This window comes from Enterobacter cloacae complex sp. SHL012 (genome assembly GCF_049237505.1).
In the GTDB taxonomy this organism is placed as follows: domain Bacteria; phylum Pseudomonadota; class Gammaproteobacteria; order Enterobacterales; family Enterobacteriaceae; genus Enterobacter; species Enterobacter kobei.
The window spans coordinates 237,262-250,248 of record NZ_JBMKIZ010000005.1; the positions used below are offsets into that span (position 1 = coordinate 237,262).

At 55.8% G+C, this 12,987-nt stretch carries 8 protein-coding genes and 1 pseudogene; 8 read left to right on the forward strand and 1 reads right to left on the reverse strand.

Annotation, left to right across the window (positions count from 1 at the left end; all coding sequences use genetic code 11):
- Nucleotides 1-4 precede the first annotated feature (4 nt).
- Nucleotides 5-325, reverse strand: coding sequence for a hypothetical protein (locus ACOTY9_RS17845; protein ID WP_348566007.1), 321 nt, complete (start codon nt 323-325; stop codon nt 5-7).
- A 235-nt stretch (nt 326-560) separates the two neighbouring features.
- Between ACOTY9_RS17845 and ACOTY9_RS17850 the strand changes: the two are divergent.
- The 8 genes and pseudogenes from ACOTY9_RS17850 (at nt 561) to pheP (ending at nt 12,855) form a co-directional block, all read left to right on the forward strand.
- Nucleotides 561-1,330 (forward strand): annotated as a pseudogene (locus ACOTY9_RS17850) (helix-turn-helix domain-containing protein).
- Nucleotides 1,331-1,709: 379 nt separating this feature from the next.
- On the forward strand, nt 1,710-2,930 hold the full coding sequence (locus ACOTY9_RS17855) for a cytochrome P450 (protein WP_063434037.1): 1,221 nt from the start codon (nt 1,710-1,712) through the stop codon (nt 2,928-2,930).
- A gap of 332 nt (nt 2,931-3,262) precedes the next feature.
- The gene (locus tag ACOTY9_RS17860; RefSeq protein WP_047626954.1) at nt 3,263-4,279 is read left to right on the forward strand and encodes an iron ABC transporter substrate-binding protein; all 1,017 of its coding nucleotides are present in this window, start codon (nt 3,263-3,265) and stop codon (nt 4,277-4,279) included.
- Nucleotides 4,280-4,303: 24 nt separating this feature from the next.
- Nucleotides 4,304-5,878 carry an iron ABC transporter permease gene (locus ACOTY9_RS17865; protein ID WP_348566008.1) on the forward strand — a complete coding sequence of 525 codons (1,575 nt, stop codon included), beginning with the start codon at nt 4,304-4,306 and terminating at the stop codon, nt 5,876-5,878.
- 1 nt (nt 5,879) lies between these two features.
- Nucleotides 5,880-6,902, forward strand: a complete 1,023-nt coding sequence (locus ACOTY9_RS17870) for an ABC transporter ATP-binding protein (RefSeq protein WP_348566009.1) — start codon at nt 5,880-5,882, stop codon at nt 6,900-6,902.
- A gap of 177 nt (nt 6,903-7,079) precedes the next feature.
- On the forward strand, nt 7,080-9,263 hold the full coding sequence (locus ACOTY9_RS17875) for a TonB-dependent receptor (protein ID WP_250127692.1): 2,184 nt from the start codon (nt 7,080-7,082) through the stop codon (nt 9,261-9,263).
- A 127-nt stretch (nt 9,264-9,390) separates the two neighbouring features.
- Entirely contained in the window at nt 9,391-11,364 is a 1,974-nt protein-coding gene (locus tag ACOTY9_RS17880; protein ID WP_047626958.1) for a PhoX family protein, read from the forward strand.
- A 102-nt stretch (nt 11,365-11,466) separates the two neighbouring features.
- On the forward strand, nt 11,467-12,855 hold the full coding sequence (pheP, locus tag ACOTY9_RS17885) for a phenylalanine transporter (protein ID WP_014882862.1): 1,389 nt from the start codon (nt 11,467-11,469) through the stop codon (nt 12,853-12,855).
- Nucleotides 12,856-12,987 lie beyond the last annotated feature (132 nt).

The window sequence follows — 12,987 nt, forward strand, 5'->3', positions numbered from 1 at the left end:
AATTTTAGTTGTAGCTGATTAAAAACTGGCTGGCTTTTTCTGACAACCTTAAGTGGCTGACGCTTTCAACCAGCGGAGAACTCACGTTTTTTTCTGTATAAAAATTCGTACTGACAGCACTTCTTGTCAGGCCCCGGTCATATAGACATGTCAGATATCCATAATTCTCATCAGAACTGAACACATCCGCTGTACTGCATGAGTCGGCGACTATATTACCGCTGAAGCGAATAACTCCCCCGGAGCTATTGCTTGCAGCCAGCGCCGCACCTAAGGGGGCAAGGGTGAAGAGGATTGCCATGATGGAGATGTTTCTGCTATTCATAACGTTACCTCATTTGCTGGGGAACTGCTTTAGACTTAACATGCATAAAAACCCATGACAACTCGTAAATACCTTCAGGTCGGAAAGGAATTTACATCTGTGCGTATAAATTCCATGGCCTGATAAGAACCCGCTCAGTTATACCCCCTCTACCGCATGCATTTATTATGTTTGTCATGTCTTAATCAGGACGCCGTCTACCAAATGCATCCTAAATGCAGGCCTTAAATCTGAAATGCCAAACAATATAGATAAAGCGCCAAGAGATGACGAGATGATCGGCTGGTCTGTGCTTGCCAGAAGCTATCGGCGGGGTGATATCGATCCGCCCCATTACCACGTGGAGGGGCAACTGCTTTGTGCAACTCAGGAGGTGATGCTCGTTGAAACGGGAGAAAGGTAATGGGTTATCCCCCCACAGCGCGCTCTGGCTGCTGGTGCTTCAGGAGCACAGATGGCCTGCTTTAGCAAACCGAGCTTCGCACGGTTTACATCAGCCGTAGCCTCATTGCCGCGTGCAGTCGCTTTACCAAAAGTGATGACGTCCACGTCATCACAGCGACGGCCTTGGCGAAGGAGTTGATTGCCGGTCTGTTCAGCGCTGGCTACCAGGAAGCAAGCCAGCGGACAATGGCGCTGTTGTTAATGAAAATCCTGAGTGAAGCAGAGCACCGGGTGACCGAGTTGCTGATGCCGCAGGATGAACGTCTATACCGAGTGGCCACCGATCTGCTGGTTAACCAGCGTTGTGAGACGTCATTGAGCGACCTAGCGGATCTGGCGACAATGTCAGATAGTACCTTCCCCCGGCTTTTTATCCGGGACACGAGGTCCAGCTTCAGAAACTGAAAGCAGCGGGCGCGGATCTGCTTCTCGCTGGATCTACTGTCGTCAGGCGTTCTTGTTAAGCAGGTTGCCTATTAGCTAGGATTTTCCTGCCCGGCCGCTTATACGGCGGCATTCCGCTCGGTAATGGGCGCAACCCCCCGTGATTTTATGACCTAATTTTTGCCTCTACAGGTCTTCCCAGTGAAAGCACGGGTAATTAACTAAATAATTCCTCCAGCCACTCATCGTCCTATTAGATCCTGTTGGGGGTGAACTTCCGCTTTTCGCTCTCAACGGACTGAGGGTGTCATCTGTAAACTAGGCGAAAAGAGCGTGTCAAACTGGCTACAGCGCTCAATCATGAATCTCGCTGCATACAGGAATTTGGGTGCATTATTGGGGGCATGTATCAGTTTGAGTTTATAAAAATAATAGTTAAAACAATCTATTGGATGTTTTTATCGAATCCTACAGGCCCCCCCTTTTTTTCATATTTGAACTGCAACATATCCCTGCTTTACTGAAAGGTGATTAATCCTGCGATGAGGGCTCACCTGTGGCATATGTTGATAAAGCACTTCGGTTTAATCCTGCCTCACCTGTCTTTCAGGAAAATCTTCATAACGTCTACCACCACATGCGAAACCACCAGCCGGTGGCGCGAATCGGCAAAACGTGGGTGCTTACCCGCTATCAGGACGTATATCAGACGCTTAAAGAGCGAGCATTCGTCTCCTCGGGTATACCTGAAGATGTGCATAGCGAAATGGAAAAAGAGTGCTTCAGCCTCTCGCCCCCCATACGCGATCTTCTCTACGGCATTGTGCTGTTTGAAGACGGGAATGTGCATCGCGCGCACCGTCAGGCGCTGCAGGCTCTGTTTACCGGCGAATCCTGGGCTGCGTTAACCCAGCTGATTTCTGACGAGTCACATACGTTGGTGGCAGAGTTAACCACCATCGGCACGTTTGACGGCATTCGCCAGATTGCTGCCCCGCTCTGGGGGAAGCTGTTCACCGCCTGGCTCAACCTGCCGGAAGCGCAGCAGGAGGTAGTTGAACAAGAGAAAAACGCCATCAGGCTATTGCTGGACCCCAGCGCAATTGATCGAGAGGGATTACAGCGGCTGATCGTGGCGCTTTCCCGTCTGGATGACAGTTTTCGCCAACTCGCGCAGGCACACAGCCAGGGTTACGACTCGCTTTTTTATCGCAGCCTCCTGAAAGGATATGGCGGCGATCGGGATGCGCTTGCAACTCGGTTTAGCACAGACTGCGTCACTATGCTTATCGGCGGGAGTGAAACCAGCGAAGCGTTAACCGGAAACCTGGTGTATATGCTGGCACAACATCCTGAATTACAGGCGTGCGTCAGAAATAACACGCTGCGGATGAAAGATGTCGTCAGTGAAACCATGCGCTTTGAGTCTCCGTTGCAGATGGGCAGGCGAAAGGTAGTGGCTCCCGTGCAATTTCTGGGACGCGAACTTAAAGCAGGGGATAACATCTTAGTATGCCTTGGTTCTGCAAATCGCGATGAAAGCGTATTTGAAGAGGCGTGGCGTTTTATTCCTGGCCGCAAGAATGCCCAACGTCAGCTGGGATTTGGCGCAGGTGTGCACCAGTGTATTGGACAACTGCTGGCGCAGTGTCAGGCTGAAACCCTTGCCATGGCTTTATGCGAGCGCGGGACACTCTCTCTCGACGGTGAGGCTAAATGGTCGACGCGAAGCCTGATTCTGAGAACGCTGGAGACGCTGCCGGTAAAAATTACCTGAGGTAATAATAAGGACAACGCTATGAAGGGAATCATATTTTCACGGCGGAAGTGGTGAACGTTTTTTATTCTTAAATTGTCAGATAAATAACGACGTAATAAATAGAAGGCTAATGATATTTTGTAGTGTGTTGTCTTAAGGTTTTCTTAATCTTTAATTAATTCGTTTTTTAAATCTGGATTTTTATCACTTCACTCCCCGCAAAAAAGAAATTTTACACTTTTACGCTTAAACTGGATTGATACTAATTATCATTAGCGTTTTTGTATGCTTTAATCCTGTCCCACAACGCTATGCGTCATTATTCCCGTTGCTCTATTAAGGATATGTTCATGAATTCTCGCCTGCTGTCCTGCTTCTCGCTTGCCTTGTTGTCATCATCGCTTTTCCTTTCCACACAATCCGTTGCCGCCGATAACAGCGAAGGCATTGTGGTATACAACGCGCAGCATGAAAACCTGGTGAAGTCGTGGGTTGACGGTTTTACCAAAGAGACCGGCATTAAGGTCACGCTGCGTAACGGCGATGACAGCGAGCTGGGTAACCAGCTGGTTCAGGAAGGCAGCGCATCACCTGCAGACGTATTTCTGACGGAAAACTCACCGTCCATGGTACTGGTGGATAACGCTAACCTGTTTGCCCCGCTGGATGCAGACACCCTGAAGCAGGTACCGGCAGAGTACCGCCCGGCGCATGGCCGCTGGATCGGCATTGCCGCCCGCAGCACCGTATTCGTCTATAACCCGGCAAAACTGAGCGAAGAGCAGCTACCTAAGTCGCTGATGGACCTGGCCAAACCCGAGTGGAAAGGCCGCTGGGCTGCATCACCGTCAGGGGCGGATTTCCAGGCCATCGTGAGCGCAATGCTGGCGCTTAAAGGCGAAAAAGCCACGCTGGAATGGCTGAAGGCGATGAAAGCGAATTTCGTTGCCTATAAAGGCAACAGCACCGTGATGAAAGCTGTCAACGCCGGCCAGATTGATGGCGGGGTGATTTATCACTACTACCGTTTTGTCGATCAGTCCAAAACGGGTGAGAACAGCAAAAACACCAAACTCTACTACTTCAAACACCAGGATCCGGGCGCGTTCGTCAGCCTTTCCGGTGGTGGCGTTCTGGCGTCCAGCAAACACAAAGCGCAGGCCCAGGCGTTCATCAAATACATTACCGGTAAAGAGGGCCAGGAAAGCCTGCGCACCAACAATGCCTTTGAATATGCGGTGGGCGTGAACGCGGCCTCTAACCCGAAACTGGTCCCGCTGAACGATCTGGATGCACCGAAAGTTGAACCTTCAACGCTCAACAGTAAAAAAGTTATCGAGCTGATGACGCAAGCCGGTCTGCTGTGATCCTGAGAGTGAAGTGAAGGTCTTATGTCTGGTCTGAGTCTCGACCTCGGCAAAAACAGCGTGCGGGAGCCTGGCCGCAGGCGTCCTGCACTGCCGATGGTAGCGTTAGCTGTCCTTTTTTCTTTACTGGCACTTCTGCCCCTGGGTTTTATCATTGCCATAGGCGTTGAGACGGGCTGGGAAACGATTAGGGCGCTGGTATTTCGCCCACGTGTTGCTGAACTGCTCAGTAACACGCTGTGGCTGACGGCGCTGGCGGTACCGCTGTGTATCGTGACAGGCGTGGCGATCGCCTGGCTCACGGAGCGCACGCAGCTTGCCGGGCGAGGGATCTGGTCCGCGCTGGCGGTCGCCCCACTGGCGATCCCCGCGTTTGTGCAAAGCTATGCCTGGGTGAGCGTGGTTCCCTCGATGCATGGCCTTTCCGCGGGCGTGTTCCTCTCCGTTTTAGCTTACTATCCGTTTATTTATATGCCGGTTGCGGCGGTGCTGCGTCGTCTTGACCCAACGCTGGAAGATGTGGCCGCCTCGCTCGGCACCCCGCCGTGGCGGGTCTTTTTCCGCGTGGTGCTGCCGCAGCTAAAACTGGCTATCTGCGGCGGCGCGCTGCTGGTGGCGCTGCACCTGCTGGCGGAATACGGTCTGTACGTGATGATCCGTTTTGATACCTTCACAACGGCCATCTATGACCAGTTTCAGTCCACCTTCAGCGGCCCGGCAGCGAACATGCTGGCGGGCGTATTGGCCTTATGCTGCCTGGCGATCTTAGTGCTGGAAGGCGTGACGCGCGGGAAAGCGCGCTATGCACGCATTGGCGCTGGCGCGGCACGTGAACAGAAACGCTGGTCGCTGAAGCTTGCGGCGGCTGTGCTGGGACAGCTGTTTTTCCTCGCGCTGGTCATTCTGGCGCTGGGCGTGCCGTTACTTGTCCTGTGCCGCTGGATTTGGCTCGGCGGCGTGCAAAACTGGATGAACGCCGATCTCTGGCACTCCCTGCGCCAGACGCTGATGCTCGGCGTGGGCGGGGCACTGCTGACGACGGCGTGCGTCATCCCCATCGCGTGGCTTGGGATCCGCTACCCGCACCGTATTTTCCGGATGCTGGAAGGGTGCATCTATATCACCAGTTCGCTGCCGGGCATTGTCACCGCGCTGGCGATGGTCACGGTCACTATTCATTACGCTCGCCCCATTTATCAGACGGAAATCACCCTGTTCCTGGCCTATCTGCTGATGTTTATGCCCCGCGCGCTCATTAACCTGCGGGCAGGGATTGCCCAGGCGCCGGTTGAGCTGGAAAACGTGGCGCGCAGCCTGGGCAGCACGCCTGCGAAAGCGCTCTGGAGCGTTACCCTGCGGCTGGCCGCACCGGGCGCTGCGGCAGGCGCCGCGCTGGTATTCCTTGGCGTCAGCAATGAATTGACCGCCACGCTGCTGCTCTCGCCGCTGGGAACCCGCACGCTCTCCACCGGATTTTGGGCGCTGACCAGTGAAATTGATTATGTGGCCGCCGCGCCCTACGCAATGCTGATGATCCTGATCTCACTCCCGCTGACCGCCATTCTCTATATGCAGTCGAAAAAAATTGCAGGGCTATGACATGCTTGAATTAACCGCCATTTCAAAATCGTTTTCGGACGTGCAGGTGCTCGACAGCTTAAACCTGAGCGTTGCGCCGGGGAGCCGCACGGCGATTGTCGGCCCCTCCGGGTCGGGGAAAACCACGCTGCTGCGTATTCTCGCCGGGTTTGAGACGCCGGATACTGGCCGCATCGTCATGCAGGGAAAAACGCTGTTTGATGAAAATCATGTTGTTCCTGCTCACCTGCGCGGGATCGGTTATGTGCCTCAGGAGGGCGCGCTGTTCCCCCATCTCAACGTGGCAGATAACATTGCCTGGGGGCTGGACGGTACCCGCCACGAGAAGCGCCAGCGCGTTGAGGTGCTGATGGAGATGGTCTCTCTCGACAGGCAGCTCGCGACGCACTGGCCCCATGAGATTTCCGGCGGACAGCAGCAGCGCGTGGCGCTTGCCCGTGCGCTGGCCCAGCGTCCTTCGCTGATGCTGCTGGATGAACCGTTCTCGGCGCTGGATACCGGCTTGCGCGCCATGACGCGTAAAGCAACGGCCGATCTGCTGGCGGAAGCGGGCGTGGCCTCAATTCTGGTCACCCACGATCAGAACGAAGCGTTGTCTTTTGCCACGCAGGTTGCCGTGATGCGCTCTGGCCGCTTCACGCAGGTGGGTACGCCTTATGACGTCTATACCTGTCCCGTTGACGAAGAGACGGCGCTGTTTCTTGGCGATGCCGTGATCCTGCCTGCTCGGCTCGCTGGCGGTTACGCCGTGTGTGCACTGGGCGAGGTGCCGACGGACAATCCGCATGCAACAGGAGAGGGCCGGGTAATGATGCGTCCTGAACAATTGCGCGTGACGGCATGTGCGCCTCATGAAAGCCCGGTCTCCATTCTTGATGTCGACTTCACCGGTCAGCTGTCTACGCTGACGCTGGGATTAGCCGGGCATGAACAGCCCGTTATCCTCAGGACCGTCAGTCAGCCGGGCTGGAGCCCGGGCGCGGCGGTACGCATTGATGTGACGGGCACTGCGCGCGTTTTATAATCATAACCACCCCAAAACGGGGTGGTTGTTCCCCATCGTCCTCATTACCTCCCTTCATGAACGCGTGACGCTTGCCAATGCATGGATAATGCGTATAGTTCTCATTTGCATTGCAGTTAATACATTCTAAGGCCCGACAACGGGTCATTTTTTCGCGCACTTTCAAATGAGTTAACGATGGACAACACCAAAATACACAAAACGCTGCTGGCGCTCGCCATTGGGGCGGTGACACATTCCGTCCAGGCGGTGGATGATAAAAAAGAAGATACGCTTGTTGTGCAGGCTGCACCTGCCAGCGACTTTAAACCCGGCGGCGACCAGCTGGTACCGGCCTTTCTTGACGGGCAGGTGGCGAACGGCGGGCGCATGGGGATGCTGGGCCAGCAGAACGCCATGGACGTGCCGTTCAACATCATCAGCTACACCTCGAAGCTGGTGGAAGATCAGCAGGCGAAAACCATCGCTGACGTGGTCGCCAACGATGCGGGCGTGCAGTACGTTCAGGGGTACGGTAACAGCGCGGAGACCTACCGCATTCGTGGTCTGAAGTTTGACGGCGACGACATGACGTTTGGCGGGCTGTCCGGCGTACTGCCGCGTCAGGTGGTGGATGCGCAGATGGTTGACCGTATTGAGATCTTCAAAGGCGCCAACGCGCTGATGAACGGCGCGGCAAGCTCTGGCGTGGGCGGGATGATCAATCTTGAGCCGAAACATGCGGGCGATACCCCGCAGGCAAAAGTGGGCGTGGATTACACCTCAGATTCGCAGTTTGGCACCACGCTGGATGCAGGCCGTCGCTTTGGCGACAGCGACCAGTTCGGCGCGCGCGTGAACCTGGTCCACCGTGAAGGGGAAACCGGCGTACCGAACGACCGTCGCCGCACCACGCTGCTCTCCACCGGTCTCGATTACAACGGCGACAACGTCCGCACCTCGCTGGATCTGGGCTATCAAAAGAAAACGTTCCACGGCAGCCCGACCAGCGTCAACATCTCGGCGGTGGATTTCGTGCCTGAACCGCCGAAAAACGATCGTAACTTCTCGCAGAAGTGGGCCTACAGCGACATCGAAAACGAATTTGGGATGTGGCGCAGCGAATACGACATCACCGATAACTGGACCGCCTATACCGGCCTGGGCGCGCAGCACGCGCACGAAGAAGGGATCTACAGCGCGCCGAAGCTGCTGGACAAAAGCGGCAAAGCCACGGTCAGCCGTCTGGATACTAACCGCATTAGCGATTCCGTTAGCGGGATGGCGGGCATTCGCGGGAATTTCAATACCGGCTTTGTGTCGCACAAGGTGAACGTTGGGTACTCGGCGACGACCAAAAACGAAAAAATCGCGTGGAAAATGTCTGCGACGAAGGATAACCCGACCACCAACATCTACCACAACACCGGCGTTGATATGCCGGACAGCTCCAACTTCAATGGATCAGGTGGCAAATACAGCGATCCGCTAACCAGCGGGCGCACCCGTACTCAGGGCTGGCTGCTGAGCGATACGCTGGGCGTCCTGGACGACAAGCTGCTGTTCACCGCGGGGGCGCGTCATCAGAAAGTGGTCATCCGCGGGTATAACAAAATTACCGGTGCGGAAAACGACGCGGACGGATTCGACGGTAGCCGCTGGATGCCAACCTACGGCGTGGTTTATAAACCGTGGGAGCAGATTTCCCTTTACGCCAACCACACCGAAGCGCTGCAGCCGGGAAAAACCGCGCCGGACACCGCCACCAACTACGGCCAAAGTACCGGTATTGTTCACTCTAAACAGAATGAAGTCGGCTTGAAGGCAGACTTTGGACGCGTGGGCGGCTCTCTGGCGCTGTTTGAGATCAAAATGCCGTCGGCGATCCTCGACGATGACAATCACTACGGCCTGGACGCTGAACAGCGTAACCGTGGCGTAGAGCTCAACGTTTTTGGCGAGCCCATGCTCGGGATGCGCCTGAACGCCAGCGCCACCTGGCTGCAGGCCGAGCTGACCAAAACCAAAAACGGCGTGAATCAAGGCAACGATGCGATTGGCGTGCCGAACTTCTATGCCGTGCTGGGGGCAGAGTACGACATCAAGCCAGTTGACGGCCTGACCGCCACCGCACGCGTGAACCACTCGGGCACGCAGTATGCCGATCTCGCGAACAGCAAAAAGCTGGACAGCTATACCACGCTGGATCTGGGCATGCGCTACCGCTTCGCGCTGAACCACAATGCAAACCAGATGACCGTGCGCGCAGGCATCGACAACGTGACCAATGAAAACTACTGGGCCAGCGTGGACGATTCCGGTACCTACATCACTCAGGGCGAACCGCGAACCTTTAAGGTCTCGGTGGGCTACGAGTTCTAAGCGTTCCACCTCGTTATCCGGGGCAGGGACGCCCCAATCCCGCCGTTATCCTGTTATAAAATTGTAACAAAAGCTTCTTACACTGTTCGCCAACTCCTTACCTCTTGGCCAATGACAGGAAGCCGCTATGGGCAGACCCCTCAAATCCGTTTTTAAAAAAGAACATCGCGACGACATCACTAACCGCAGCGCTAACCCGGTTTTCTCCGAGGTTGCAGAGGTTTTCCTTTCCCGCCGTCGTTTTCTCCAGATGGGCGCCGTGGCGGGTGCTGCCGTTTCCTTTCCCTTTTTGATCAAACCTGATAGCGCCATTGCCGCGGTATCGAAGCCGTCCGCGCTGGCAAAAGCGGTGTCGCTTGGGTTTACCAGTATTCCCGTTTCCACGGACGATACGGTGAGGGTGCCGGAAGGTTATATTGCCCGCCCGTTTTATCGCTGGGGTGACCCGACGGGCATCAAAGACCACATGCCGGCATTTAAGCCGGATGCCAGCAACACAACCGACGAACAGGCCGTGCAGGCGGGGATGCACCACGACGGTATGGCGTGGTTTAGCCTGCCGCAGGGGGAGCAAAACCCGGAACATGGTCTGCTGGCGCTGAACCATGAATACATCGATAACGGGATGCTGTTTACGGACGGTATGGCGAACTGGAACCTCGACAAAGCCCGCAAGGGGCAGAACGCGATGGGCGTGTCGGTGGTGGAAGTGAAAAAAGCGGGCAGCGACTGGGAGGTGGTTCGCCCGTCTTCTTATGCCCGCCGTATCACCGTCAATACGCCGATGCAGCTTACCGGCCCGGCGCGGCATCAGGACTTAATGAAAACCGCCGCCGACCCGCAGGGGGAGCGCGTGCTGGGCACCATGCAAAACTGCGCCAACGGCCACACGCCGTGGGGCACCTACCTCACCTGCGAGGAGAACTGGTCGGATATTTTTGTCAAAAAAGCCGATCTCAATCCGCTCGAAAAACGCTACGGCATCAGCGACAGCGACGAATCTTACCGCTGGAACGAGGTGGATGAGCGGTTTAGCGTCGATAAAACGCCTAACGAGCCTAACCGGTTCGGCTGGGTGGTAGAGATTGACCCCTACGACCCGACCTCCACACCGCGCAAGCACACCGCACTTGGCCGCTTCAAGCACGAGGGGGCCGCCGTTACGCTCGCCGCCGATAATCGCGTGGTGGTCTATATGGGGGACGATCAGAAGTTTGAGTACATTTATAAATTCGTCTCTGACAAAAAATACGATCCTGCGAACCGTGAGGCCAATATGCAGTTGCTGACCTCGGGTACGCTGTATGTTGCCAGGTTCAATGAAGAGGGAAGCGGCGACTGGCTGCCGCTGATCTTCGGGCAGAATGGTCTGGATAAAAGCCACGGTTTTGAAAACCAGGGCGATCTGCTGATTAAAACCCGCCTGGCGGCTGACGTGGTGGGGGCGACGAAAATGGATCGCCCGGAGTGGATAGCCGTCGATCCGCACGCCAGCGGCAGCGTCTACTGTACGCTCACCAACAACAGCGATCGCGGTAAAGAGGGGAAAGCCCCGGTCGATGCCGCCAACCCGCGTGCTAATAACGTGTTTGGTCATATTATGCACTGGCACGAAGAGGGGGCCGATCCTGCCGCCGCACGCTTTAAATGGGATATTCTGGTCATGGGCGGGCGCACAGACAGCGACGATCCGAAGGCCAAAGGCTCTATGCAGGGCGCGGCATTCGGCAGCCCGGATGGTCTGTCGTTCGATCATCAGGGCGTTCTGTGGATCCAGACCGACGTCTCTTCCAGCACGATCAACAAAAAAGCGTATGAGGGGATGGGCAATAACCAGATGGTGGCCACCATTCCGGGCAGCAATGAGTTTCGTCGTTTCCTGACGGGGCCGCGTGGGTGTGAAATCACCGGTATTGCGTTTACGCCGGACAACCGGACGCTGTTTATCAATATTCAGCATCCGGGAGAGGGTGGGGATGATATTACCGACCCGGCCAATCCGCGTGCCGTCTCTAACTGGCCGGACGCCAGCCCGAACGGACGCCCGCGTTCGTCAACGGTGGTGATCGTCAAAGCGGACGGCGGGATCATCGGGTCGTGACGTTAATCCGCCGGGCGCATGCGCTGGCCCGGCGTTAAACTTGCTACCACCAGCATGAAGTGTTAAAACGTGCCCCTTCTAAAAAAGAGACAGGGGTAGGGCGTGAAAGACGCGTCATCCGCTTCAGGCCATGGTAGCGCTGAAGCCTCGTCGGATCAGAATCCGACGCTGCAACGTGGTTTGCAAAATCGACATATTCAGTTAATTGCCCTCGGCGGCGCGATTGGTACCGGGTTGTTTCTCGGCATCGGCCCCGCTATTCAAATGGCTGGCCCTGCGGTACTGCTGGGATACGGCATCGCCGGGATTATCGCCTTCCTGATCATGCGCCAGCTCGGCGAAATGGTCGTTGAAGAGCCGGTGTCAGGCTCCTTCGCACACTTTGCTTACAAATACTGGGGCCCGTTTGCAGGCTTCCTCTCCGGCTGGAACTACTGGGTGATGTTCGTGCTGGTGGGGATGGCCGAACTGACCGCCGCAGGCATCTACATGCAGTACTGGCTCCCGGATGTCCCGACGTGGATCTGGGCGGCGGCCTTTTTCATCATCATTAATGCCGTTAACCTCGTCAATGTGCGCCTGTATGGCGAAACCGAGTTCTGGTTTGCGCTGATCAAGGTACTGGCGATTATCGGGATGATCGGCTTTGGCCTGTGGCTGCTGTTCTCCGGTCACGGCGGCGAGCGGGCAACCATTGATAACCTCTGGCAGCACGGCGGCTTTCTGGCAACCGGCTGGAAAGGACTGGTTCTCTCTCTGGCGGTGATCATGTTCTCCTTCGGCGGGCTGGAGCTGATTGGTATTACCGCTGCCGAAGCGCGCGACCCGCATAAAAGTATCCCAAAAGCGGTCAACCAGGTGGTGTACCGTATTCTGCTGTTTTACATCGGCTCGCTGGTGGTTCTGCTGGCGCTCTATCCATGGGTGGAAGTGAAATCTGACAGCAGTCCGTTCGTGATGATTTTCCACGATCTGAACAGCAATGTGGTGGCGTCGGCGCTGAACTTCGTCATTCTGGTGGCGTCGCTTTCGGTCTATAACAGTGGCGTTTACTCCAACAGCCGTATGCTGTTTGGCCTTTCCGTACAGGGGAATGCGCCGAAGTTCCTCACCCGCGTCAGCCGTCGCGGTGTGCCGATTAATTCCTTGTTCCTTTCCGGCGCGATTACGTCATTAGTGGTGCTGATCAACTACCTGCTGCCGAAAGCGGCATTTGGCCTGCTGATGGCGCTGGTTGTCGCCACGCTGCTGCTGAACTGGATCATGATCTGCCTGGCGCACCTGCGCTTCCGTGCGGCGATGCGACGCAAGGGACGCGAGACGCAGTTTAAAGCGCTGCTCTACCCGGCAGGGAACTATATCTGTATCGCGTTCCTGGGGCTGATTCTGGTGCTGATGTGCACGATGGATGAGATGCGTCTCTCAGCGATGCTGCTGCCAGTGTGGGTGGTGTTCCTGTTTATTGCGTTTAAATTATCCCGTAAAAAGTAGTACGTTTTTCGCCCGGTGGCGCTGCGGTATGAACCGGAAACATGGGTAACACTTTAGACCGGATACATGGGTAACAGTTATAACTGGCATAGAAGAGGAGACTCGCTATGCCCTGGACTGAGACCCGACCTA